Source organism: Neobacillus terrisolis, assembly GCF_051233475.1.
Lineage (GTDB): Bacteria > Bacillota > Bacilli > Bacillales > Cytobacillaceae > Bacillus_BU.
On record NZ_JBKFGH010000013.1, the window covers coordinates 18,042 to 42,481 of the forward strand.

The 24,440-nt window shown below is 38.2% G+C and carries 22 protein-coding genes and 4 tRNA genes; 25 read left to right on the plus strand and 1 reads right to left on the minus strand.

The window, feature by feature from the left end; translation table 11 throughout:
* The first annotated feature begins 112 nt into the window (after window positions 1-112).
* The 3 genes from ACI48O_RS08640 to ACI48O_RS08650 all read left to right on the plus strand — a co-directional run bounded on the left by ACI48O_RS08640 (window position 113) and on the right by ACI48O_RS08650 (window position 2,904).
* The gene (locus tag ACI48O_RS08640) at window positions 113-874 is read left to right on the plus strand and encodes a ParA family protein (RefSeq protein ID WP_435561360.1); all 762 of its coding nucleotides are present in this window, start codon (window positions 113-115) and stop codon (window positions 872-874) included.
* Window positions 867-1,712, plus strand: coding sequence for a ParB/RepB/Spo0J family partition protein (locus ACI48O_RS08645; RefSeq protein WP_435561361.1), 846 nt, complete (start codon window positions 867-869; stop codon window positions 1,710-1,712). The genes ACI48O_RS08640 and ACI48O_RS08645 overlap by 8 nt, the downstream gene beginning before the upstream one ends.
* A gap of 478 nt (window positions 1,713-2,190) precedes the next feature.
* Window positions 2,191-2,904 (plus strand): DUF554 domain-containing protein, encoded by a 714-nt coding sequence (locus ACI48O_RS08650; RefSeq protein WP_435561362.1) that lies wholly within the window; start codon window positions 2,191-2,193, stop codon window positions 2,902-2,904.
* A 63-nt stretch (window positions 2,905-2,967) separates the two neighbouring features.
* On the opposite strand, the gene yyaC is transcribed toward ACI48O_RS08650, so the two are convergent.
* Complete coding sequence (gene yyaC, locus ACI48O_RS08655) at window positions 2,968-3,603, minus strand: spore protease YyaC (RefSeq protein ID WP_435561363.1); 636 nt, start codon at window positions 3,601-3,603, stop codon at window positions 2,968-2,970.
* A 183-nt stretch (window positions 3,604-3,786) separates the two neighbouring features.
* Here yyaC and ACI48O_RS08660 point away from each other — a divergent pair, with 183 nt between their 5' ends.
* The 22 genes from ACI48O_RS08660 (at window position 3,787) to ACI48O_RS08765 (ending at window position 24,417) form a co-directional block, all read left to right on the plus strand.
* Entirely contained in the window at window positions 3,787-4,689 is a 903-nt protein-coding gene (locus ACI48O_RS08660; RefSeq protein ID WP_435561364.1) for a mechanosensitive ion channel family protein, read from the plus strand.
* Window positions 4,690-4,692: 3 nt separating this feature from the next.
* Window positions 4,693-4,890 (plus strand): DUF951 domain-containing protein, encoded by a 198-nt coding sequence (locus tag ACI48O_RS08665; protein ID WP_435561365.1) that lies wholly within the window; start codon window positions 4,693-4,695, stop codon window positions 4,888-4,890.
* Window positions 4,891-5,046: 156 nt separating this feature from the next.
* Window positions 5,047-6,147: a redox-regulated ATPase YchF gene (gene ychF / locus ACI48O_RS08670; RefSeq protein WP_435561366.1), complete on the plus strand. Its 1,101-nt coding sequence runs from the start codon at window positions 5,047-5,049 to the stop codon at window positions 6,145-6,147.
* Window positions 6,148-6,369: 222 nt separating this feature from the next.
* Window positions 6,370-6,660 carry a 30S ribosomal protein S6 gene (rpsF, locus tag ACI48O_RS08675; protein WP_435561367.1) on the plus strand — a complete coding sequence of 97 codons (291 nt, stop codon included), beginning with the start codon at window positions 6,370-6,372 and terminating at the stop codon, window positions 6,658-6,660.
* Between the two features lie 78 nt (window positions 6,661-6,738).
* Window positions 6,739-7,245, plus strand: a complete 507-nt coding sequence (gene ssb, locus ACI48O_RS08680) for a single-stranded DNA-binding protein (RefSeq protein WP_435561368.1) — start codon at window positions 6,739-6,741, stop codon at window positions 7,243-7,245.
* 51 nt (window positions 7,246-7,296) lie between these two features.
* On the plus strand, window positions 7,297-7,536 hold the full coding sequence (rpsR, locus tag ACI48O_RS08685) for a 30S ribosomal protein S18 (RefSeq protein WP_435561369.1): 240 nt from the start codon (window positions 7,297-7,299) through the stop codon (window positions 7,534-7,536).
* 169 nt (window positions 7,537-7,705) lie between these two features.
* Window positions 7,706-8,647 (plus strand): YybS family protein, encoded by a 942-nt coding sequence (locus ACI48O_RS08690; RefSeq protein WP_435561370.1) that lies wholly within the window; start codon window positions 7,706-7,708, stop codon window positions 8,645-8,647.
* A 70-nt stretch (window positions 8,648-8,717) separates the two neighbouring features.
* Window positions 8,718-10,691, plus strand: coding sequence for a DHH family phosphoesterase (locus ACI48O_RS08695; RefSeq protein ID WP_435561371.1), 1,974 nt, complete (start codon window positions 8,718-8,720; stop codon window positions 10,689-10,691).
* Window positions 10,688-11,137, plus strand: coding sequence for a 50S ribosomal protein L9 (gene rplI, locus ACI48O_RS08700; protein WP_435561372.1), 450 nt, complete (start codon window positions 10,688-10,690; stop codon window positions 11,135-11,137). Before ACI48O_RS08695 ends, rplI begins: the two co-directional genes overlap by 4 nt.
* A 138-nt stretch (window positions 11,138-11,275) precedes the next feature.
* On the plus strand, window positions 11,276-12,640 hold the full coding sequence (gene dnaB, locus ACI48O_RS08705) for a replicative DNA helicase (protein ID WP_435561374.1): 1,365 nt from the start codon (window positions 11,276-11,278) through the stop codon (window positions 12,638-12,640).
* Between the two features lie 267 nt (window positions 12,641-12,907).
* The gene (locus tag ACI48O_RS08710) at window positions 12,908-14,194 is read left to right on the plus strand and encodes an adenylosuccinate synthase (RefSeq protein WP_435561376.1); all 1,287 of its coding nucleotides are present in this window, start codon (window positions 12,908-12,910) and stop codon (window positions 14,192-14,194) included.
* A gap of 825 nt (window positions 14,195-15,019) precedes the next feature.
* Window positions 15,020-15,095 (plus strand) — tRNA-Lys (locus ACI48O_RS08715).
* A gap of 16 nt (window positions 15,096-15,111) precedes the next feature.
* Window positions 15,112-15,183: transfer RNA gene (locus tag ACI48O_RS08720), tRNA-Glu, on the plus strand.
* A 69-nt stretch (window positions 15,184-15,252) separates the two neighbouring features.
* A tRNA-Asp gene (locus ACI48O_RS08725) sits at window positions 15,253-15,329 on the plus strand.
* A gap of 8 nt (window positions 15,330-15,337) precedes the next feature.
* Window positions 15,338-15,410: transfer RNA gene (locus tag ACI48O_RS08730), tRNA-Phe, on the plus strand.
* Window positions 15,411-15,770: 360 nt separating this feature from the next.
* Complete coding sequence (locus ACI48O_RS08735) at window positions 15,771-17,258, plus strand: peptidoglycan DD-metalloendopeptidase family protein (protein ID WP_435561377.1); 1,488 nt, start codon at window positions 15,771-15,773, stop codon at window positions 17,256-17,258.
* A 269-nt stretch (window positions 17,259-17,527) separates the two neighbouring features.
* Entirely contained in the window at window positions 17,528-18,238 is a 711-nt protein-coding gene (gene yycF, locus ACI48O_RS08740) for a response regulator YycF (protein WP_435561379.1), read from the plus strand.
* A 9-nt stretch (window positions 18,239-18,247) separates the two neighbouring features.
* Window positions 18,248-20,074, plus strand: coding sequence for a cell wall metabolism sensor histidine kinase WalK (gene walK / locus ACI48O_RS08745; protein ID WP_435561381.1), 1,827 nt, complete (start codon window positions 18,248-18,250; stop codon window positions 20,072-20,074).
* Entirely contained in the window at window positions 20,071-21,402 is a 1,332-nt protein-coding gene (locus tag ACI48O_RS08750) for a YycH family regulatory protein (protein ID WP_435561382.1), read from the plus strand. Before walK ends, ACI48O_RS08750 begins: the two co-directional genes overlap by 4 nt.
* Window positions 21,389-22,186, plus strand: coding sequence for a two-component system regulatory protein YycI (locus ACI48O_RS08755; protein ID WP_435561383.1), 798 nt, complete (start codon window positions 21,389-21,391; stop codon window positions 22,184-22,186). Before ACI48O_RS08750 ends, ACI48O_RS08755 begins: the two co-directional genes overlap by 14 nt.
* Before the next feature lie 5 nt (window positions 22,187-22,191).
* Entirely contained in the window at window positions 22,192-22,986 is a 795-nt protein-coding gene (locus ACI48O_RS08760; protein WP_435561384.1) for an MBL fold metallo-hydrolase, read from the plus strand.
* Window positions 22,987-23,184: 198 nt separating this feature from the next.
* Window positions 23,185-24,417: a S1C family serine protease gene (locus ACI48O_RS08765; protein ID WP_435561385.1), complete on the plus strand. Its 1,233-nt coding sequence runs from the start codon at window positions 23,185-23,187 to the stop codon at window positions 24,415-24,417.
* Window positions 24,418-24,440 lie beyond the last annotated feature (23 nt).

Here is a 24,440-nt window from a genome sequence, read left to right on the forward strand (position 1 = left end):
TACCCTTCGTTTAGGTGGCTAAATTTCATTTTTTAAACAAATTTACGTACAAATTTGAGGAAAATCCCTCAGATAAGTTTCTACTTTATAGGAAATGAAGGTAGGTGACGTCGTGAGCAAGATTATTGCCATCGCGAACCAAAAAGGAGGAGTCGGGAAAACGACCACCTCTGTAAACCTAGGCGCCTGCTTGGCATACATAGGGAAAAAGGTCTTATTAGTAGACATCGACCCGCAAGGAAATGCTACAAGCGGAATTGGAATCGAAAAAGCAGATGTAGAACAATGCATATATGATGTTCTTGTTGATGATGTCGAAGCGAGCAAGGTAATTAAAGCGACTGCTGTAGAAAATTTGTTTGCTCTACCTGCGACCATTTCATTAGCAGGAGCTGAAATAGAGCTTGTTCCTACAATATCAAGGGAAGTCCGTTTAAAGAGAGCTTTAGAGGAAGTTAAGGAGCAATTTGATTTTATTATTATTGATTGCCCCCCATCTCTCGGGTTATTGACCTTGAATGCTTTAACTGCAGCAGATTCCGTCCTAATCCCAGTTCAATGTGAGTATTATGCTTTAGAAGGTTTAAGTCAGCTCTTAAATACAGTTCGTCTTGTTCAAAAGCACCTTAATCATGATTTGAAAATTGAGGGCGTGCTGTTAACGATGCTGGATGCTCGAACAAACTTGGGCTTGCAAGTAATTGAAGAAATTAAAAAGTATTTCCAGGACAAAGTCTATAAAACCATTATTCCAAGAAATGTACGCCTAAGCGAAGCACCAAGCCATGGTGAACCGATTATTAAATACGATTCAAAATCTCGCGGTGCTGAAGTTTATTTAGATTTGGCAAAGGAAGTGGTTGCGCATGGCTAAAGGTTTAGGAAAAGGTCTGAACGCTTTCTTTTCAAATATTGAGGTGGATTCAGAGGAAGTAGTCCAAGAAGTTAAGATTAAAGAACTTCGTCCCAATCCATATCAACCGCGTAAAATTTTCCAACAAGAGGCGATTGATGAATTAAAGCAATCGATTCTTGAACATGGAATTCTTCAGCCGATCATCGTTCGAAAAAGCATTAAAGGCTATGAAATCGTAGTCGGCGAAAGACGTTTTCGAGCTGCTAAGGAAGCAAAGCTTGAAACAGTCCCTGTTGTTGTTCGAGAACTGACAGAGCAACAAATGATGGAATTAGCTGTTCTTGAAAACTTACAGAGGGAAGATTTAACCCCGATTGAAGAGGGCGCTGCCTATCAAATGCTAATGCAAAAACTAGAGTTAACCCAGGAGCAATTAGCAAAGCGTCTTGGAAAGAGTCGACCTCATATTGCAAACTTGATCCGCCTCTTATCCCTTCCGCAAAAAATTCAAGATTTGATTTCTTCGGGCGAAATTTCAATGGGACATGGCAGAGCGTTATTAGGGCTACGGAAAAAAGAAAACATCTCCATTGTTGTCGATAAAGTAATAAAAGAGAATTTAAATGTCCGTCAACTTGAGTTATATATTCAACAATTAAATGAACATGTTTCACGTGAAACAAAAAAAGAAAAGCAAAAGAAAGATGTTTTTTTACTAGAGCAAGAGTCTTTTTTACGAGAGCGCTTTGGTACGACAGTTAATATTAAACAAACGAAAAAGAAGGGGAAAATTGAAATCGAGTTTCATTCTAAAGAAGACCTTGAGCGGATTCTGGAACTACTTGAAAACAATTAGAACTCCTTAAAAACCAACACCATTGTTGGTTTTTTTTATACCCACTCTTCTCCCTTTTATGAATGGATTATGAGTAGAAAGTTTGTGTTAAAGAACAATGTTTATTTTTAGCACTCTGTTGATTGGAGTGGAAGGTGCGAGACTCCTGCGGGAGAAGGTGTCACGGGAGACCCCACAGGCGCTATGGCGCCGAGGAGAAGGAAAAGTGGAAGCGGCTTGCCCAGGGGCGACAGGCATAGGACGAGCCGGCATGAAGGTCGTTCTTTGACCTTCTTGACGGATTGGCTTATGACCCCGAGCCCCTAGCCGCTGTAGCTAGATAGGCTCCCGGACTCCCCCGCGGAAAGCGAGCACCTGGAACGGAAATCAACAGCCAATTTAATAGAGAGAAAAGTGGTGGAAATTTTCCGGCAATAATGATAGGTTTGTACTATTAGATTTTTTTCGTGTTTCGAAAAATAATGATAGGAGAACATGTATGTTTTTATTGGGAACACTTGTAAATGGATTATTGATCGTCATAGGGACTCTTTTAGGAAAATTATTCCATCGAATATCGGAAGAAATGAAATATTCTGTTATGCACGTTATTGGACTTGCGGTCATGGTCCTTGGTTTGCAAATGGGATTTAAAAGTGAAAATTTCTTGATCGTTATTTTAAGTTTGGTATTTGGCACAGTTATTGGAGAATATTTCAAACTTGAAAATAAACTTAATACAGTTGGGCTGTGGCTAGAAAAGAAATTGGGTTCAAAAAGTCAAGGCAGTATCTCAGAAGGCTTTGTTACGGCCACACTTATCTTTGTTATCGGGGCAATGGCGATAATAGGTGCCCTGGACAGTGGTATTCGTGGCGATCATGATGTACTTTATACGAAGGCGATTATTGACGGATTCACGTCATTAATTTTAACAACAACATTAGGAATTGGTGTCATATTCTCCGCTATTCCGGTTGTTCTATATCAAGGTACCATTGCGATGTTTGCTACTCAAATTAACAGCTTTATTCCACAAGCCTTAATGGATAGTTTTATCCTTGAAATGACTGCTACCGGAGGAGTCATGATTTTTGCTATTGGTTTAAATCTTGCCGGTATAACAAAAATCAGAGTGGCAAACCTGCTTCCTAGTATTTTAATTACTGGATTAATTGTAAGCATCATTTATGGTTTTCAAATAAGTTTATAGGTAAAAAAAGGAAAGGTGCTCCCTTCCTTTTTTTAATAAATGGATTTTGTTTTAAGATTACCCTTAGGGTGTTTTTTCTTTGCTAATATGCTCCCATGACATATTTGACCAATGCTCGTGACGATGATGATGAAATGCTGTGCTCGCTTCAACAATTCCATTTGCAATCGTTTTTGCCATTTTTAGCACTAAATTTAACCGAGTATTTTGTAAAACAAAGAATTCCATAAACCCACTGACATTAACAATCCCAGTAATATGAATATCACCGACCTCAGGAAGATCTTTATTAACACCGGCGCCAGGCTTTACCGGACCATCGGCGATTTGAATAACACCTACACTTTTTAATCTTCCTAAACAAGCATCAATTCCAATTATGAAGGGATTTGAATGCTTTTCAAATATATCGGTTAATTGCTCCTTTAAATTGACTGCATGAATAGGGTTTTCTAATGTTCCGTATACAAAAAAAGGAGCAATCTTCTGTTCTTCAAGAAGAGTACCAACAAGCGGGCCTAATGAATCTCCTGTTGAGCGGTCTGTTCCAATACAAACAAAGACAATTGGGCGGTTAACAGTTAAACTAGCCATTTTCAATTTCAATTCTATCGCCAGTTTTTCTGGGGCTGCAATTTCATCATGAATAATTCTTGAGCTCCCGCCTTTCTTTTCAAAGAAATTTGGCATAAAATTCATTAGTTTCCACCTCTTCTCATTGTACTAACAGTATACGGATAATCCGGGCGATGTATACATCTGTTAACCATAAAAACATTAGCTGTGAGGAAATTTTATCCAATAAAACATATTTATTTTAGGAAAAATAACATTTCTGTTAAGATAATAGGAGAAATTGTTTCTTTAAGAAGGTGTTAATCATTGAATTTATCAGAAAAGGCATTGTTAAAATTAACGGAAAAACTGCTGGACCAAGATACTTGGATTAATATTGGAACAGTTTGTTTAAAGATTGTTGCCATTTTTATCATGGCCAGTTTGTTAAAAAAAATTGGAAAGCTCGCTATCTATAATATTTTTAAAGTAAGGTCCCATGCTCCGATTAGGACATCTGAACGTCGAGAAGCAACTCTTATGAAGCTGCTTCAAAATATTTTGTCTTATGTTATTTATTTTATTGCGTTTATGATGGTGTTGTCCACGTTAGAGATTGATGTGAAGCCAATCCTTGCGGGGGCTGGGATTGTTGGGTTAGCGGTCGGGTTTGGCGCTCAGAATTTAGTAAGAGATATCATTACAGGCTTTTTTATTATTTTTGAGGACCAATTCTCTGTTGGGGATTATGTAAGAATCGGCCAGTTTGAAGGCCATGTTGAGGAAATTGGTTTAAGAACAACGAAGATTAAGAGTTTTTCAGGTGAACGGAATATCATACCGAATGGCAGCATCGCGGAGGTCACAAATTTCTCGATTCACAATAGTATGGCAATTATTGATGTAGGGATAGCATATGAAGAGGATATTAGCAGAGCTGAATTGGTACTGACGGAGTTATTGGAAAAATTACCTGAAGAGTATGAGGATATTGTTGCTATGCCACAGCTTTTAGGAGTCCAACATTTTGGCCCTTCCGAAGTCATTTTAAGGATTGTGGCAGAAACGAAACCGATGAAGCATTTATTTGTGTCTCGAATGATCCGGAAAGATGTGAAGCATTGGCTGGACATGCATGGGATCGAGATTCCTTTTCCACGTCTTGTCATGTACTCAAGGTCCGAAGAATCTGGAAATCAAAACGTTTTTGCGGGAAAAAAGGAGGTTTAAACGATGGAAGAAAAGATTTATAACTTAAATGATGTTGTTGAAATGAAAAAACCTCACCCTTGTGGCACAAATCGTTGGAAAATCATTCGAATGGGTATGGATATTAGAATCAAATGTGAAGGCTGTGGACATAGCGTTCTAATTCCCCGTCGCGACTTTTCCCGTAAAATGAAAAAATTATTAGTCAAGCATGAGGAATAGCTCTCATGCTTTTTTTAACGAATCAAAAAGGTTCAGTATGCTAACAAGCTTGTAATTTTTATAGCTTGTATCTATAATTGTGAAAGGCTATCAGGTTTTGTTCGTATATACATTTTAATAATATTTTAAATAGATGAAGTAGAGGAGTGACAATGGATGGCTTTAACAGCAGGTATTGTCGGATTACCAAATGTAGGTAAATCCACATTATTTAATGCGATTACCCAAGCAGGTGCCGAATCTGCCAACTATCCGTTTTGTACAATTGACCCCAATGTAGGAATCGTAGAGGTACCAGATCATCGTTTAACAAAATTAACGGAATTAGTTCAGCCAAAGAAAACTGTTCCAACTGCTTTTGAATTTACTGATATCGCAGGAATTGTAAAAGGTGCTAGTAAAGGCGAAGGATTAGGGAACAAATTCCTGTCTCATATTCGTGAAGTTGATGCAATCTGCCAAGTTGTTCGTTGTTTTGCTGATGATAACATCACTCATGTTGCGGGAAAAGTTGACCCAATTGATGATATCGAAACCATTAATTTAGAGCTTATTTTAGCTGATATGGAGTCTGTTGAAAAACGGATTGGCCGTGTAGAAAAATTGGCTAAGCAAAAAGACAAGGATGCAACAGCTGAATACGAAGTTCTAGCAATGCTTAGAGATGCATTTGAAGCTGAAAAACCTGCACGTACTGTTGAATTTACTGAAGAACAATTAAAGCTTGTCAAAGGGTTACATTTGTTAACCATTAAACCGATGCTTTATGTTGCCAATGTATCAGAGGATGATATTGTCGATCCATCTGACAATGAATACGTCCAAAAGGTAAGAGAATTTGCTGAAAAGGATAATGCTCAGGTTATCGTGATCTGTGCAAAAATCGAATCGGAAATTGCTGAGCTTGAAGGTGAAGAGAAAACGATGTTCCTTCAAGAGCTAGGCATTGAAGAGTCTGGTCTGGACCAGTTAATTCGCGCAGCATACAGCTTATTAGGCCTAGCTACTTATTTCACTGCAGGCGTCCAAGAGGTTCGCGCTTGGACTTTCCGTAAAGGAATGAAAGCTCCACAATGTGCTGGTGTCATTCATTCTGATTTTGAGAGAGGTTTCATCCGAGCTGAAACGGTCGCATATGAGGATTTACTAGCTGCTGGAAATATGACAGCGGCAAAAGAAGCAGGAAAAGTTCGTTTAGAAGGAAAAGAATACGAAGTAAAAGACGGCGACGTCATCCACTTCCGATTTAACGTATAGACTAGTTCAACACTCTATTTCTCTACGTTTAAGGCGTGAAGACGCCTGCGGGAGCCGCGACTTATTTACACGTAAGAAGGCAATTCGTTTGGATTGTCTTCTTTTCCGTTGTCTAGACATTTGCAAGTGTTGAAAAGATATGGTATACTTTTACCTTGTGAGTAATGAATAGTTGCTCCTTGCCCAAATTGGGCCGTGTAGACCAAAAGGAGGTGAAATGTGATGAAAAAGTACGAAGTTATGTACATCATCCGTCCAAACATTGAAGATGAGGCGAAAAAAGCTTTAGTTGAACGTTTCAATACGATCCTAACTGATAACGGTGCAGACTCTGTTGAAACAAAAGATTGGGGTAAGCGTCGTCTTGCTTATGAAATCAACGATTTCCGTGACGGATACTACCAGTTAATGAATGTTGTAGCTGCACCAGCTGCGGTAGAAGAATTCTCCCGTTTAGCGAAAATCAGCGAAGACATCATTCGCCACATCGTGATTAAACAAGAAGAAAAATAATTGATAACTTGATATATTCTTCCATCAAGGTAATGTTTCACGTGAAACATATTGTACGGAAGAAAGGAGTTGGTTCTGATGATGAATCGTGTAGTGCTTGTCGGACGTTTAACAAAGGATCCTGATCTGCGTTATACACCGAACGGCGTACCGGTGGCAACTTTTACCCTGGCTGTGAATCGAACTTTTTCGAATCAACAAGGTGAACGGGAAGCAGATTTTATTAATTGCGTTATTTGGCGACGCCCTGCAGAGAATGTAGCCAATTTCTTGAAAAAAGGTAGCCTTGCCGGCGTTGATGGTCGTATCCAAACACGTAGTTATGAAGGACAAGATGGCAAGCGCGTTTATGTAACAGAAGTAGTAGCGGATAGTGTTCAATTCCTTGAACCAAGAAGCAGTGCTTCTGGTGACAAAGGCGGTAGCGGTTTTTATAGCGAACCTCGGGAGCAAGGATTCCCGTTCGGAGATAATAATCAGAATCAACGACCAAATAACAACAATAAGGGCTTTACACGTGTAAATGATGATCCATTCGCTGGAGAGGGACAAATTGACATCTCCGACGATGATCTACCGTTCTAACACCACAAGCCAACGTTTAATAAAATATCGTTGAAAAGGAGGTTACATGAAATGGCAGGAGGACGTAAAGGCGGACGTGCAAAACGTCGTAAAGTGTGTTACTTTACAGCAAACGGAATTACACGCATCGATTACAAGGATGTGGATTTATTAAAAAAATTCATCTCTGAGCGCGGTAAAATTTTACCTCGTCGTGTAACTGGCACAAGCGCAAAATACCAACGTAAATTGACTGTTGCAATCAAACGTGCACGTCAAATGGCTTTGTTACCATATGTTGCAGGTGAATAATAATTAGAAGAGACAGTGGGGTTCCTCACTGTCTTTTTTCTTTTTATCGTAGAATAAGATGAAAGTATAGTTGAACCTCTTCTGTCTATCAGTTGAATTGACAATCTATACTAGATAAAATAGACCCTATGAAGTCTTTTTATTTGTTTTACTTTTTTGGGAGGTTCGAATGAAAAATGTTAATCAGTTAACCAAAGGGGCAATGTTTTTAGCGATATATTCGGTATTATTGTTAATGACCCTTTACATACCAGTGTTAGGAGCAATCGTGAATTTTTTCTTACCACTTCCATTTATTTTGTTTTCAGCTAAAAACAACCTAAAAAGCTCAATTGTATTCTTAATTGCCGCTACACTAATTTCCCTTATATTAGGGTCTATGCTTGCCATTCCAATTACTTTGGCTTATGGGATGACTGGAGTAGTAATGGGATACTTAATCTTTAGAGAAAAAGGAAGATGGATGGTTTTATTAGCAGGATCATTCGTATTCTTATTGAATACAATCGTGCAATATATTATATCGGTTGTTTTCTTTGAGATGAATTTTCTTAAAGAATTTATCATCACTTTTAAACAATCCTTTAAATCAAGCTTGGATATAATGGAGAAAATGGGGCAAAGTCCTGAGCAGAAAGTGATCGAGCAAATGCAAAAAGGTATTGATATGATCGAAACGCTGATGCCAAGTATGATCGTTTTAGCTTCATTTATGATTGTGTTTTTGATTATGCTCGTTTCGGTACCTATTCTCAGACGATTTGGAGTATCTTTATCAGATTGGAAGCCCTTCAGGGAATTAACTCTGCCAAAAAGTCTACTATGGTATTATTTATTAAGTATGGCGGGAAGCCTGATTATAAATCCTGAGCAAGGAACTTATTTATATTTGGCTTTAGCAAACCTTCTGTTTATTTTACAGGTATGTATGCTTATTCAGGGAGCTTCGTTTATTTTTTACTATTGCTATCAAAAAGGATATGCAAAAGCAGTCCCCGTATTTGCATTAGCTTTTTCATTGATACTCCCGTTTCTTCTTTATATTGTAAGGATATTAGGTATAATTGATTTAGGATTTGATTTAAGAAAACGTTTGGTAAAGAAACAGTAGCATAGAATATATTTTATAAATGGTTAATTTTTTAAACGCTGTAATCACTACAGTTCTGGGAGCTGAAAATATGCCTTCTTTTTTGGATAAAAACTCCATGCGGTATTCGTTATTAGGGCTAATAGGCTTAACGATCGTCCTTTTGGGGCTGTTAGCTTATTATAACTGGCTGCTTGGTTTAATTGGATTAATACTTGCGGCCATTCCATATTACTTTATATTTTCATTTTCCAGAGAGCAGCGGAAAGAAGCTGAAGAATACATTTCCACCCTTTCTTACCGAGTAAAAAAAGTCGGTGAGGAAGCGTTAATGGAGATGCCTATCGGAATTATGCTTATCAATGATGAATACCAAATTGAATGGACAAACCCATTTTTGTCCTCCTTTTTTCAGGAAGACCGCCTTGTTGGCAGATCGTTATACGATGTTGCTGATATCCTCATTCCATTAATAAAACAAGAAGTAGATACTGAAATTATTACCTTGTATGATCGGAAACTTCGAGTAATTCATAAACGGGAAGAGCGTCTTTTATACTTTTTTGATGTCACCGAACAGACGGAGATAGAAAAAATGTATCGAGACGAGCGAACGGTAATTGGAATTATCTTTTTAGATAATTATGATGAATTAACACAAGGAATGGATGACCAAAGTCGAAGCAATATCAATAATTTAGTTACGTCCCTTTTAAATAACTGGGCAAGAGAAAATGGTGTGTTTCTCAAACGAATTTCATCCGAACGATTTATTGCCGTTTTTAATGAACATATTTTGCAGTTTTTAGAAAAAGGTAAGTTTACTGTTCTTGATGAAGTAAGGGAAAGTACTTCTAAGCAAAACGTCCCTCTTACGCTTAGTATTGGTGTAGGAACTGGTGTCTCATCTTTACCGGAACTTGGAACTTTGGCACAATCAAGCTTAGACCTAGCCTTGGGACGTGGCGGAGACCAGGTAGCGATTAAAAAGCCCAATGGTAAGGTTAAGTTTTTCGGAGGTAAAACAAACCCCGTTGAAAAACGGACTAGGGTTCGGGCCCGCGTCATTTCTCACGCATTAAAAGAATTAGTTTCTGCTAGTGATAAAGTGATCATTATGGGACATAAAAATCCTGATATGGATGCAATTGGTGCCTCAATTGGGATTTTAAAGGTTGCTCAAATGAATGAGCGAGAAGGATTTATTGTATTCGATAATAACCAAATGGATGCTAGCGTTGGCAGATTAATGCAGGAGATTAAGCAAAAAGAAGCGCTCTATTCGAGGTTAATTAGTCCAGAATTAGCTTTAGAGATTGCCACAGACCGCACCTTGCTGGTAATAGTTGATACACATAAACCTTCGTTAGTCATTGAAGAAAAACTGTTAATGAAAATCGATAATGTTGTGGTGATTGATCATCATCGCCGTGGTGAAGATTTTATAGAAAATCCTTTGCTCGTTTATATGGAACCATATGCGTCATCAACGGCTGAATTAGTAACAGAACTACTTGAGTATCAGCCAAAACGTGGTAAAATTGACATGCTTGAAGCTACTGCACTGTTAGCGGGAATTATTGTCGATACGAAAAGCTTTACTTTAAGGACTGGATCGAGAACGTTTGAGGCTGCCTCTTATTTACGTGCCCAAGGTGCGGATACGATTTTGGTTCAAAAATTTCTAAAAGAGGATATCCACGCTTATATAAAACGTTCCAAATTAATAGAATCAGTTTACTTTTACCATGAGGGGATTGCTATTGCTAAAGGGAATGAAGATAGCATTTATGACCAAATTGTTATTGCCCAAGCTGCAGATACCTTACTTACAATGAACGGCGTAATTGCCTCCTTTGTCCTCTCAAAACGCGGAGAGAATATTGTCGGTATAAGTGCACGATCTCTAGGAGATATCAATGTTCAAGTAATAATGGAACATTTAAATGGGGGCGGACATTTGACGAATGCCGCCACACAAATATCAGATTTAACTGTTGATGAGGTTGAATTACTTCTTCAACAAACGATCGATGAGTATTTAGAAGGGGGTAAAAAAGAATGAAAGTAATATTTTTAAAGGATGTTAAGGGTAAAGGAAAAAAAGGTGAAGTTAAGAATGTTGCGGATGGATATGCGCAAAACTTCCTTTTAAAACAGGGATTAGCGATAGAGGCTTCTCAAGCAAATGTAAGTACGTTAGATGCTCAAAAGAAAAAAGAAGCGAAGCTTGCTGAAAAAGAACTGGAACAAGCGAATGAATTAAAGGGTCAACTTGAAAAAATTACAGTTGAACTTTCAGCTAAATCCGGTGAAGGCGGACGACTTTTTGGGTCGATTACAAGTAAACAAATAGCTGAGGAATTGTTGAAAAAACATAAGATAAAAATTGATAAGCGTAAAATTGAATTGGAAGACGCTATTCGTAGTTTAGGGTTCACAAAGGTACCTGTAAAGCTTCATACAGAGGTTACAGCAACTTTAAATGTACATGTTAAAGAAGTAAACTAAATTTGGCAGTTCACTTCCGAATTAAATCTGTTAAAATAAAAGAGTTGAACTATTAAGGTGATCGGTATGAACTGATCACTTTTTTCATATTAAAACAATTAATTGGAATCATCCCTCTCAAAAAGGAGGTCATAATAGATGAATGATGTTTTTGTAGATCGTCTTCCTCCCCAAAATATTGAAGCCGAACAGGCGGTATTAGGGGCAATATTTCTTGAGCCCTCGGCCTTAACACTTGCTTCTGAGATTCTCATCCCTGAGGACTTTTACCGAGCTTCTCATCAAAAAATATTTACTGTCATGCTTAAGCTTAACGATCAGGGGAAAGCAGTAGATTTAATTACTGTTACCGAAGATTTAGCGGCAGCAAAATTACTTGAGGATACCGGCGGTGTTAGTTATTTAAGTGAGCTTGCTGCCTCTGTTCCAACGGCTGCAAATATTGAATACTATGCGAAAATCGTAGAAGAGAAATCATTGTTGCGTAGATTGATTCGTACCGCAACCGATATTGCCCAAGATGGATATAATCGTGAGGATGAAGTAAATACTCTTTTAAGTGAAGCAGAGAAAAATATTTTAGCAGTTGCTCAGCGCAAAAATGCGGGTGCGTTTCATAATATTAAAGACGTATTGGTTAGAACCTATGACAATATTGAACTATTAAATAATCGTAAAGGTGATATTACCGGGATCGCAACGGGATTTGCCGAGCTTGACCGGATGACGGCCGGTTTCCAGCGCAACGATTTAATTATTGTTGCAGCCCGTCCTTCTGTTGGTAAAACAGCCTTTGCATTAAACATTGCTCAAAATGTTGCCACGAAAACAGGAGAAAATGTAGCCATTTTCAGCCTTGAGATGGGTGCAGAACAGCTAGTCATGCGTATGCTCTGTGCCGAAGGAAATATCAATGCCCAGAATTTGCGAACGGGTTCTCTTACTGATGAGGACTGGGGAAAGCTGACGATGGCGATGGGAAGTCTCTCAAACGCTGGTATTTTTATTGATGATACTCCAGGTGTTCGAATCGGTGATATCCGGTCGAAATGTCGCCGTTTAAAGCAAGAACATGGTCTAGGCATGATTTTAATAGACTATTTGCAGTTAATCCAAGGGAATGGCCGTCCTGGCGAAAATCGTCAGCAAGAAGTATCGGAAATTTCCCGTTCATTAAAAGCCCTTGCCCGTGAATTACAAGTACCGGTTATTGCCTTATCGCAGTTGTCTCGTGGTGTTGAGCAGCGTCAAGATAAGCGGCCGATGATGTCTGATATTCGTGAATCAGGAAGTATTGAGCAGGATGCTGATATTGTTGCCTTCCTATATCGTGACGATTATTATGACAAGGAAACCGAAAATAAAAATATTATTGAAATTATTATTGCAAAACAACGTAATGGTCCGGTTGGAACGGTCCAGTTAGCATTTGTTAAAGAGTATAATAAGTTTGTAAACTTAGAGACTCGCTATGGTGAATCTTCTATGCCACCTGGTGCATAATCAATATTTTTTTCAAAATTTCAAGGTCAGCCTATTAATAGGTTGACCTTTTTTGATGGGAAATATACATCTTAATTTTAATATTTTAAAAAAATATTATTATAGCTCAATTATGAACTCTTACTCTCAATCATTAGTTTTCCGAACGTAAAATAAAAGTTTTGTTAAAATGTTCGTGTTTTATTGACTTTTTACGCAGTTAATTGATAAAATTAGGATGTTTGAATCGGAAAGTAAATTATATATGTAACCTGGGAGGTTCTATTAATGTCATCTGTTGTAGTTGTCGGTTCGCAGTGGGGCGATGAGGGTAAAGGAAAAATTACAGATTTCTTATCAGAAAATGCGGAAGTTATTGCCCGTTATCAAGGTGGGAATAATGCCGGACACACGATTCGGTTCAATGGTGTAACCTATAAATTGCATTTAATTCCATCTGGGATTTTCTATAAGGAAAAAATAAGTGTGATCGGTAACGGAATGGTAGTAGATCCCAAAGCACTTGTGGCTGAGCTTGCTTACCTTCATGAAAGAGGAGTTTCAACTGAAAATCTTCGCATTAGCAATCGCGCTCATGTTATTCTTCCTTATCACCTTAAATTAGATGAAGTGGAAGAAGACCGTAAAGGTGCAAATAAAATTGGAACAACTAAAAAAGGAATCGGTCCAGCTTACATGGACAAGGCAGCTCGTATTGGAATTAGAATGGCTGACTTGCTAGATCGTGAAGTATTTGAAGAAAAATTAACACGTAATCTTGAAGAGAAAAATCGCTTGTTTGAGCGTATTTATGAAACAGAAGGCTTCAAAATTGAAGATATTTTAGATGAATATTATGAATATGGCCAACAAGTTAAGCAATATGTTTGCGATACTTCCGTTGTGTTAAACGATGCATTAGATGAAGGTCGTCGCGTTTTATTTGAAGGTGCACAAGGTGTAATGCTTGATATCGATCAAGGTACATACCCATTTGTAACATCTTCAAACCCTGTTGCAGGTGGAGTGACGATCGGTTCTGGTGTAGGCCCTACGAAAATTAACCACGTTGTTGGGGTATGTAAAGCTTATACAACTCGTGTTGGTGATGGACCATTCCCAACCGAGTTAGATAATGAGATTGGACATCAAATTCGTGAGGTAGGCCGAGAATACGGTACTACAACTGGTAGACCGCGTCGCGTAGGCTGGTTCGATAGTGTGGTTGTACGCCATGCTCGCCGCGTAAGTGGTATTACGGATTTATCATTAAATTCCATTGACGTTTTAACTGGACTTGAAACGGTGAAAATTTGTGTCGCTTACGATTATAACGGTGAAATGATTACGGAATATCCTGCTAACTTAAAGATTTTAGCAGAATGTAAGCCGGTATATGAAGAGCTTCCTGGTTGGACTGAGGATATTACTGGTTGTAAATCACTTGATGAATTACCAGCAAATGCACGTCACTACTTAGAACGTGTTTCTCAGCTAACAGGGATTCCATTATCAATCTTCTCTGTTGGTCCAGATCGTAATCAAACAAATGTTGTGTTTAGTCCTTGGAGATAATTCTTCGGGTTGGGTTTTGGGAAAATGGCGTGCAGTTTTCGGGCTGCGCGTCGTTTTTTTTATGCGGGAAGTTGAGTGTCTAACGCTGTGATTAAAAGGGTTTGATGTGTTTACTGGTCGCGAGTGAGGGGGATCTGCGGGCAAAATCATCGCTGGGAGATGAGATGGGGATTATTTCAGAGTTTGATCTATATATGTGGAAATTGTCTCATATATTTTGAGCTTGTCCGATATAGTTGAAAGTTGTCCCATAAAATTTTGGACTTGTCCGATAAATTTCGAAAGTTGGTCCATAAATTTCAGAACTTGTCCGATATATTTCAAAAGTTGTCCCATAAAAATTTCGAAGTGTCCCATATCCACATTTAAATGAGCATAAGCGCTCTCCCGTGAGCTAATATTTTTTAAAAAACCAAGATTTCTTTAAAAAATAAGATGCTTTTACTAAAAAAAGCAAAATTCCCTTAATATTTGATTCGGATTTAATGAAAAACCCAAAAAAATCTGTTGTTTTTCCATGAAGAGGAAGGTTTTTCCGAAATTTGATGAGGTATTATTTAGCGAATGTAAAAACTTTAGTCTGAAATCTCAATTATGATAAAGTTTATTTTTATTTTTTTAAAAAAAGTGTTGTGCAAAACGAATTAACTGTGATAATATAAAAAACGTCGTTAAGAAATGTACGAGCCATTAGCTCAGTCGGTAGAGCAACGAGCAACACATCATTGTGATTGCTACGAGTTGTACCCATCGAGCAGCAACTTGAATAATCTTTCTGAGATGGGGACATCCGACGAAAGACTAATATAGGGTTGTTATTAATACGAGCCATTAGCTCAGTCGGTAGAGCATCTGACTTTTAATCAGAGGGTCGAAGGTTCGAGTCCTTCATGGCTCACCATTTATATTTTTAATATGGCCCCTTGGTCAAGCGGTTAAGACACCGCCCTTTCACGGCGGTAACACGGGTTCGAATCCCGTAGGGGTCATCGGCACATAGTTGGCTGGCGAAAAGCTGGCAAGGACGGTTTCAAGCTGGTCAACTATTTAATATATATGGTCCGGTAGTTCAGTTGGTTAGAATGCCTGCCTGTCACGCAGGAGGTCGCGGGTTCGAGTCCCGTCCGGACCGCCATATTGAATGGCTCAGTAGCTCAGTCGGTAGAGCAAAGGACTGAAAATCCTTGTGTCGGCGGTTCGATTCCGTCCTGAGCCATCAAAAATTAAAAGAGTACACGCTGTGTGCTCTTTTTTGTAACACTAATGTAATCTCCCTTTTGCTACAGTGAAAATGATTGTTAAAGTCCCGTCTTATTACAAACGCTGTAAAACGCGTAATACTAGCGTTTCGTCAAAAACCTCCCACATACAACTGTTGAAAACCCTTCCATTTCTATTCCATATTCCGACATAAAATGACAGTAATTATACATTTATGTTACATTATTAAGTCTATTAAACTTTTTACCTATTTTTATGGTAAAGTAAAAAAGTCGAAAATTGTAAGAGATACCATCTTTTTTGACAAAATACGATATTACTAGACTGTTTGTTACCGTTTTATAGGAGGATTATAATGAGTAAATGGAAAATCAGCTTGTCCAACCTTACGGGCAAAACAACAGCAAGTTTCTTTCCGCAAGTGAAGAAGGTTGTATACACAGCAGCAGCTGTGACTGCATTATCCTTTGGTATTCACACTGCCCCCCTAGCCCTAGCAAGTGCTACTGGTTCGGAAACGACCACGGTATATTATGTGTATTATAATGATGAATATATAGGAACTGTTTCTAGTAAAAAGGCTATTGAAACAGTGGTAAACAAGAAGATAAAAGAAACAAAAACGAACTTCGGTGGAGTGGAACTTACTACCGGGTCTCAATTAACCTACATACCTGAACAGGTTTTTCGCTCCAGTGTCTCTACTAATAATGAAGAGGTTGTAAAAAAGGTTAAAGAGAAGCTAACGGTTCAAGCAGAAGCTACAGCCATCGATCTTGATGGAAAACAAGCTGTCTTTGTGGATAGCAAAAAAACTGCAGAAGAGGTTATCAAGAAACTTAAACTTCAATACGTTACAGAAGATCAATTAAACGTAGTTGAGGCTAGAAAGAAAGACCCTTCTATTACTTTACCACCGCTGCAATTAAATGAAACGCGTGTCCTTGATGTGCGCTTATCAAAGAATGTTTCTTTTTCTAAGGCGAATGTAACACCAGATCAAATTTTGACGGTTGATAATGCCATTAAACTCCTACAGTCAGGTACACTTGAACAAAAGAAATATCAAGTTCAAGAAGGAGACGTATTAGGTTCAATCGCTAATGGTCATGGGTTAACTTTACAGCAAATGGTTGAAATTAATCCTGGATTAACTGAAGAGTCTGTTCTTCAAATTGGTCAGGAAGTTAATATTACTGTTCATGTCCCATTAATCGAAGTTGCAGTCGATAAAGAGTCGCTTGTTACGGAAACGATTCCGTATACTACTGAAACAGTTGAGGATGCTAACTTATCTAAAGGTGACAAAAAGGTAAGACAGGAAGGCCAAAACGGTGAAAGACAAGCGTCATACACCATATCAGAACAAAATGGCAATATTGTCAGCAAGCAAGAAATTAGCTCAAATATTACAATTCAACCGATCAATGAAGTAATTGTCAAAGGAACAAAGGTTGTTCCATCCCGTGGTGACGGATCGCTAGCATGGCCAACAGTAGGTGGTTATGTTTCCAGCCAAATGGGTTACCGTGGCGGCAAAATGCATAAAGGAATTGATATTGCTCGTCCAAGCAGTTACACCATTAAGGCCGCTGACAATGGAATCGTTGTTTCAGCAGGTTGGGATGGCGGTTACGGTAATAAAGTGGTCATTGACCATCAAAATGGAATCCGGACTGTATATGGCCACCTTGCATCAATCGGGGTTCGCACTGGTCAAACAGTTGCAAAAGGTTCAAGTATTGGAGTAATGGGATCTACAGGGGATTCGACAGGCGTACACCTACATTTTGAAGTTTATAGAAATGGAAGCCTGCAAAATCCGATTTCCTACTTGCGTTAATTCATTCACTAGTCTCTAGACTCTTGTAAGTCTAGGGGCTTTTTATTTTATTCTGGGAATGCAGTTGTTTTAATTACCTGTATTGGGATAAGTTAAAAGCCTCCCTCCTCTTTTCCATGGAAATGTTACATGGTAAAGTAAAATAGTAGAATTTTTGAAATTAAGTCCTTTTTGAAATACTAAGCGAAAAAATAAATATAGGATTTCTAGTTTTTTACCATTTATATAAGCAAGGGGATTGTAAAACCCCAGATAAAGGAGCAAAAAAGATGGATAAGAAAAAAATACTAGTCGTCGACGATGAAAAACCAATTGCAGATATTCTTCAATTTAATTTAAAAAAAGAGGGTTATGAGGTCTTTTGTGCTTACGATGGTATGGCTGCCATTGAGATGGTAAATGAGCTTATTCCTGACCTAATTCTCCTTGATATTATGCTTCCATTAAAGGATGGAATGGAAGTATGTCGTGAGGTAAGGAAAAAATATGAAATGCCAATCATCATGTTAACGGCAAAGGATTCTGAAATAGATAAAGTGCTTGGGCTTGAATTTGGTGCGGATGATTATGTGACAAAGCCTTTTAGTACTCGAGAACTGATTGCTAGAGTAAAGGCAAACCTAAGGCGTCATCCACAGCCGGTTTCACAAATCGATGAAGTGGAAAATAATTCGATTAATGTTGGATCTTTAATTATTCATCCCGACGCCTATGTTGTTTCAAAGCGTGGAGAGATGATCGAATTAACAACGAGAGAATTTGAGCTTCTTCATTATTTGGCGAATCATATCGGACAAGTTATGACGAGAGAACACTTACTTCAAACTGTTTGGGGTTACGATTATTTTGGTGATGTCCGCACAGTTGATGTTACAGTCAGACGGCTCCGTGAAAAAATCGAAGATAATCCGAGTAATCCCGTTTGGATTGTAACCAGAAGAGGTGTCGGGTATTATTTGAGAAATCCAGAACAAGACTAGGGTGCCAATATGAGAAAGGTTGGTTTTTTTCGGTCCATACATTTAAAATTTGTGATGATTTATGTATTGCTGATTTTAGTAGCAATGCAAGTAATCGGAGTTTATTTTGTTAGACAGCTTGAAGAAACGTTATTAACGAATTTTAAAACCTCATTAAAACAACGCGTTGACTTGCTTGCATATAATGTAGAAGAGGAAATGACAAAAGAGCGCGGGACGAAAGATCCAAAATTAGAAGAGGATATTCAAAAGATTTTAGTAGATTTTTCTTCTGGCGATATTATTGAGGTTAGGGTAATTGAAGCGGGCAGTTTGAAGATACTCGGTACTTCTGAGTTGAATAATCAGGATATCGTTGGGCAAAGAACCAATGATTTAATGGTTAAAAGATCTCTTGTGTTAGAAACAGAACAAAGCTCCGTTTTGATTGACCCGCAAACAGGAAAAAGGAATTGGGTCCTCTCCTCTCCGATTACTTCCAATAGAGAAGTTAAAGGCGCTATTTATTTGGTAGCAAAGGTAGAGAATGTTTTCACGCAAATGCGTGAGATTAATGATATCTTTATTTCTGGCACAGCGATAGCATTAGCTATTACGGCGATTCTGGGGATTTTACTGGCACAAACAGTGGCAAAACCTATTTCTGACATGAGAAAACATGCTCTGGCAATGGCAAGAGGAAATTTCACCAGGAAAGTAAAGGTTTACGGATATGATGAAATCGGCCAGCTAGCAATTACATTTAATAATTTAACGAAAAAATTACAGGAAGCTCAAGCGACGACTGAAGGAGAGCGAAGAAAACTTTCCTCAGTTCTTTCTAATATGACGGATGGAGTAATCGCCACTGATCGGCGCGGGCGTGTCATTCTTATTAATGAGCCTGCTGTTAAAATGTTGAATGTTTCACGTGAAACAGTTCTTTCACAGCCAATCGTGACGCTGTTGGGAATTGAAGATAAATATAGCTTTGAAGACTTATTAGAAGAGCAGGATTCGGTCATTTTAGACTACAGTACCGAAAAAACCCATTATATATTAAGAGCAAATTTCTCGGTCATTCAAAAGGAAACAGGCTTTGTAAATGGATTAATATCAGTACTCCATGATATAACCGAGCAGGAAAAGGTAGATATGGAACGTCGTGAATTTGTAGCCAACGTTTCTCACGAACTGCGAACTCCGTTGACTACAATGAGAAGCTATTTAGAAGCATTAGCCGAAGGAGCTTGGCAGGATGAGGAAATTGCTCCTAACTTCTTGGATGTAACCCGAAATGAAACAGAACGAATGATTCGCCTTGTCAATGACCTTCTGCAGCTGTCAAAGATGGATAGCAAGGACTATCAATTGAAAAAAGAGTGGATCGATTTTGTTGTTTACTTTAACCGAATTATCGATCGGTTTGAGTTAACAAAAGAGCAAAATGTCCGGTTCACCCGCAAGCTTCCAAATCATGATATTTTTATTGAAATGGATGAAGATAAGTTGACACAAGTACTGGATAATATCATTTCTAATGCGCTCAAGTACTCACCAGAAGGTGGTTATGTGACGTTTAATTTAGAGGAACAAGAAGATCAGATTATCGTCAGCATATCGGATCAGGGCGTTGGAATACCTAAAGCTGACCTTGAAAAAGTCTTTGACCGGTTTTATCGGGTTGATAAAGCAAGATCAAGAAACCTTGGGGGGACTGGTTTAGGGTTAGCAATTGCCAAGGAAGTTGTACAAGCCCACGGAGGGGATATTTGGGCATCTAGTGTCGAAGGAAAGGGAACAACCATTTTCTTTACTCTTCCATACGACCATTCTTATGAGGATGATTGGTCATGACATACGAAAATATTAAATCAGTGATATTAACCTTTCTTGTTGTCACTAGTATCGTTTTAACTTGGAATTTATGGACTTATCAACCAAAATATGCAACGATGGAACACTCTAATACAGTCCAAGAGGTTGTATTGAGCCAGCAGAAGGAAATTGGCGATATCATTAAGCCGGATAAAGTTATTTATCATTTCAAAGACGCTCATTTTGGGACAACGAATAGTAATGACGTTAACCGTATATTGGAGGTAATGAGCGGTTGGAATTTTTATGAGATCGACAATATTTCCGGTGAGGTAGCGCGGTTATCTGAGTTCGTTCATGCTAAAGGAAACGTAGAAATCATTTTTCCTGCCGCCGTCCCAATGGATCTATATAAAAATGTGATTCAAATAGAGGATAAAAAAGTACCGAATTTCAAGTTTAACAGGATCGTCATTGATGTCGAAAATCGAACAAAGGACGATGGTCATATTTATTTTGTGAATTACGGTAATTCAAGAAGCCATCAAGTGTATGCCAGCCATATTAAAGCGGCCGATATTAAAAAGTTTTATAATGAGTTTTACAGTGTATCGAATCAGTTGAGCCCGTATTTCCCATTTGAAATTTCAGAAGAGCGGACGATTTTTCTGCCTCAAAATAAAACAGTAATGAAAAATTATAAATATTTTTTGACTCGGTTAGATCCCGAACAAGTAAAGGACGCTCTTTTTAATGACCCAAGCTATGTTCAAAGAAATGATGACGCAGGCAGTGTGGAATATACTAACGGCTCAAGTATGCTAACGGTAGATAATAACTCCTTGATGCTTTTTTATGTAAATCCTGCCGAAGAAATAGACGGCCTAGTCAATACAAAAGATTTGTTGAAAAAAAGCGTTAATTTTATCAATGCCCATGGAGGCTGGACTGGACTTTACAAGTACGCTTCTATTGATGAAGAAAATAACAAAATTACCTATAGGCTTTATGACCGTAATGGTTCTCCGATTTTTAATGAACAAGGATTAGCGGAAATCGTTCAAGTATGGGGAAAGAATGAAGTTTATAAGTATAGTCGTTCTTCTTTTTCTTCGGATGTGCCACTAACGATCGAAACAAATGAAGTAGCGCTAAATTCCGGTAATGAAGTATTAGAGTATTTGAAAAAAAAGAAAGGCTTTAAACAAGAATTACTACTGGATTTGGTAATAGGCTATAAAATGTCTAAAGATCCAGACGAGCCGCAATTAATGAACCTTGAACCATCCTGGTTTTATAATTATGGAAACGCATGGGTGCAAATTAATGATAAGGATCTAGGAGGGGGAAACCGTGGATTGGAGTAAGATAAAAACAATCTTTATTTTAACCTTCCTAGCACTCGATATCTACTTGCTATACGAGTTTTTCAAAATACTTGATACGAATAAATATGAGTTTATCGCTGAAACCTCATTTGAAGAGAAGCTAGCGGCTGACCGTATTAAATATGTGGAGCTTCCCAAGAATGTCGGCAAAGAAGCTTACATGAGTGCAAAACCGAAGCAGTTCAACAAAGAGGAACTTGAAAAAATAAAGGGAATTCATTTTTCCATTATTGATAGCAACGTTTTACAAGTTGAATTTGAAGAGCCAATTAAGCTGAGTAATGATTATGAAATATCCGAGCTGAACGCTTTTGTAAAAAATAATATTGTAGCTGGAGAACAGTATCAATATTTTGGTAAAAGCGATAAAGGACATCTCATAACGTACTATCAGCAATATCAAAATAAAACTTTTTATAAAAATAAAAATGGTAAACTGATTCTTCATATTAACGATGAAAATGAAATTTTCTCTTATACTCAAACGATGCTAGAAGAGGTTGAAACACAATCCGAAAAGCTTGAAGTATTACCTCCTCTGAAAGCAATCGAAACTCTTTATGACAATGGCGTTTTGCAGCCAAAAACAAAAATAACCAAGGTTGAGCTCGGATATTTCACATTGGTTCAATTAACAGCATCTCAAGTGTTAACGCCAACCTGGCATTTTGTTGTAGATGATAAAGAAGATTTATTTGTAAACGCCTTTGAAGGCCAAATTGTTACAATGGATGAAGAAGAAGAAAAAAACTTAGTGGAGTGAGTAATATGTCTTTGCATTTTAGTGTACTTGCAAGCGGAAGTACAGGAAATGCGATCTATGTGGAGACGGAGGAGCATTCATTTTTGGTTGATGCGGGCTTTAGCGGCAAGCAAATGGAAGGGTTATTCTCGCAAATCGATCGTAAAATTGATAATCTATCCGGAATACTAGTAACGCATGAGCATAGTGACCATATTAAAGGAATCGGAGTACTGGCCAGAAAATATAAATTACCTGTATTTGCGAACGAGAAAACATGGCGGGCAATGGATGGTTTAGTAGGTGAAATTCCCGTTGAGCAAAAGTGCGTATTTGGGATGGAAACAGTAAAGAGCTTTGGCTCACTTGACATCGAATCCTTTGGTGTCTCTCATGATGCGGCAGAGCCAATGTTTTATGTTTTTCATCAAGAACAGAGAAAGTTAGTCCTGATTACAGATACAGGGTATGTAAGTGATCGCGTAAAGGGGATTATTTCGAATGCGGATACTTATATATTTGAGAGTAATCATGATGTACAGATGCTTAGAATGGGTCGATATCCGTGGAATGTTAAGCGGCGAATTTTGAGCGATGTAGGGCATGTTTCGAATGAAGATGCAGCTCTGGCCATGAGTGAAGTGGCGGGAGATAAAACGAGAAGCTTTTATTTAGCTCATTTAAGCTTGGATAATAATATGAAGGACCTCGCACGAATGTCAGTGACCCAAACATTGCAGTCGAGAGGCATTATTGTGGGAGAGGAATTTAGTTTGTACGATACAGACCCGAAAATTCCTACTCCGTTAACAGCGGTTTAATATGGAATCTTAAAAAAGGACTGGGATATATTTTTTAAGGGCGCACAAAATATTACCAAGTTTGGACTAATTTATTAACAAAATCGTACGATTGTCAAATTTCGCTTGTTTTTATAAATTTATGTGATCAAAATAGTAATAAGACGAATAGTAATCTGACTAGCTTAGCAATTGTCTTGTAGGAAAGGAAGGATAACTATGGGTTATTATGATCAGGATTCTGAAAGCCGATTTAAGCCTCAAAAAGGAAATAAAATTGGCTTATTTTTAGCCAGCTTAGTAGGAGCTGCATTAGGTGCCATGCTTGTCATCATTTCCCTACCGCAACTAACAGATTTAGGTGTACTTCCTTATAAGCCAGTTGATGAGAACAATGTGCAAAACGCAGTAGGAAATAATCAAAAGACAACAACAGGAACGACGCAAAATGTATCATTAGATGTTACCTCACAGATTACGGCTGCTGTTGATAAAGCAGGTGATGCGGTCGTTGGCATATCTAACCTTCAAGAAGCCGGTTTCTGGGGTAATGGAGAAGGAAGTCAAGAAGCTGGAACGGGCTCCGGAGTAATCTACAAAATTGATGGCGATAAAGCATATGTTGTCACCAATCACCATGTTGTAGAAGGTGCCTCTGAACTAGAAGTAACTCTATCAGATGGAACTAAGCTTAGCGGAAAGCTGCGCGGCTCTGATGTTTGGACCGATTTAGCTGTGTTGGAGGTTGATTCAAAAAAAATTAAAACAGCAGCTCAATTTGGAAACTCTGACAATATTAAAGTGGGTGAACCAGCGATTGCGATCGGAAATCCCCTTGGTGCAACCTTCTCTGGTTCGGTAACACAAGGGATTATTTCCGGATTAGAGCGGACAATCCCAATTGATATTAATCAGGATGGCGTCGAGGACTGGCAGGCAGAAGTATTGCAGACGGATGCAGCAATTAATCCAGGTAACAGTGGCGGTGCACTGGTCAATATCGAGGGTCAATTGATCGGAATCAATTCGATGAAGATTGCCCAATCTGCAGTTGAAGGAATAGGACTGGCGATTCCAATAAATTATGCGATTCCCATTATCGAGGATTTAGAAGAGCATGGAGAAGTAAAACGTCCATATATGGGGGTTGAATTACAATCCGTTAGTGGTGTAGCAAAATATTATCAAGAAGAAGCATTGAAGCTTCCTGAGGATATAAATTATGGTGTAGCACTTCGACAAGTAGTTCCAAATTCACCTGCTTCTCAAGCTGGATTAAAAGAACTTGATGTCATCGTTGAAATGGACGGAGAAAAAATTGAGGATGTCATCGATCTCCGTAAACACCTATATAATAAGAAAAAAATCGGCGAACAAATGAAGATTAAGTTTTATCGAGATGGAAAGATCCAAGAAACAACGCTGAAGCTTGGCAGCGAATCTTATAAATAATGAGGATAATTTCAGCAGGAAGC

What these genes read in the sequence shown, in the direction of transcription:
- ACI48O_RS08645 (WP_435561361.1), top strand. Translation starts at nt 867, where the DNA reads ATGGCTAAAGGTTTAGGAAAAGGTCTGAACGCTTTCTTTTCAAATATT.
- ACI48O_RS08650 (WP_435561362.1), top strand. Translation starts at nt 2,191, where the DNA reads ATGTTTTTATTGGGAACACTTGTAAATGGATTATTGATCGTCATAGGG.
- yyaC (WP_435561363.1), bottom strand. Translation starts at nt 3,603, where the DNA reads ATGAATTTTATGCCAAATTTCTTTGAAAAGAAAGGCGGGAGCTCAAGA.
- ACI48O_RS08665 (WP_435561365.1), top strand. Translation starts at nt 4,693, where the DNA reads ATGGAAGAAAAGATTTATAACTTAAATGATGTTGTTGAAATGAAAAAA.
- ychF (WP_435561366.1), top strand. Translation starts at nt 5,047, where the DNA reads ATGGCTTTAACAGCAGGTATTGTCGGATTACCAAATGTAGGTAAATCC.
- rpsF (WP_435561367.1), top strand. Translation starts at nt 6,370, where the DNA reads ATGAAAAAGTACGAAGTTATGTACATCATCCGTCCAAACATTGAAGAT.
- ssb (WP_435561368.1), top strand. Translation starts at nt 6,739, where the DNA reads ATGATGAATCGTGTAGTGCTTGTCGGACGTTTAACAAAGGATCCTGAT.
- rpsR (WP_435561369.1), top strand. Translation starts at nt 7,297, where the DNA reads ATGGCAGGAGGACGTAAAGGCGGACGTGCAAAACGTCGTAAAGTGTGT.
- ACI48O_RS08690 (WP_435561370.1), top strand. Translation starts at nt 7,706, where the DNA reads ATGAAAAATGTTAATCAGTTAACCAAAGGGGCAATGTTTTTAGCGATA.
- ACI48O_RS08695 (WP_435561371.1), top strand. Translation starts at nt 8,718, where the DNA reads ATGCCTTCTTTTTTGGATAAAAACTCCATGCGGTATTCGTTATTAGGG.
- rplI (WP_435561372.1), top strand. Translation starts at nt 10,688, where the DNA reads ATGAAAGTAATATTTTTAAAGGATGTTAAGGGTAAAGGAAAAAAAGGT.
- dnaB (WP_435561374.1), top strand. Translation starts at nt 11,276, where the DNA reads ATGAATGATGTTTTTGTAGATCGTCTTCCTCCCCAAAATATTGAAGCC.
- ACI48O_RS08710 (WP_435561376.1), top strand. Translation starts at nt 12,908, where the DNA reads ATGTCATCTGTTGTAGTTGTCGGTTCGCAGTGGGGCGATGAGGGTAAA.
- ACI48O_RS08735 (WP_435561377.1), top strand. Translation starts at nt 15,771, where the DNA reads ATGAGTAAATGGAAAATCAGCTTGTCCAACCTTACGGGCAAAACAACA.
- yycF (WP_435561379.1), top strand. Translation starts at nt 17,528, where the DNA reads ATGGATAAGAAAAAAATACTAGTCGTCGACGATGAAAAACCAATTGCA.
- walK (WP_435561381.1), top strand. Translation starts at nt 18,248, where the DNA reads ATGAGAAAGGTTGGTTTTTTTCGGTCCATACATTTAAAATTTGTGATG.
- ACI48O_RS08750 (WP_435561382.1), top strand. Translation starts at nt 20,071, where the DNA reads ATGACATACGAAAATATTAAATCAGTGATATTAACCTTTCTTGTTGTC.
- ACI48O_RS08760 (WP_435561384.1), top strand. Translation starts at nt 22,192, where the DNA reads ATGTCTTTGCATTTTAGTGTACTTGCAAGCGGAAGTACAGGAAATGCG.
- ACI48O_RS08765 (WP_435561385.1), top strand. Translation starts at nt 23,185, where the DNA reads ATGGGTTATTATGATCAGGATTCTGAAAGCCGATTTAAGCCTCAAAAA.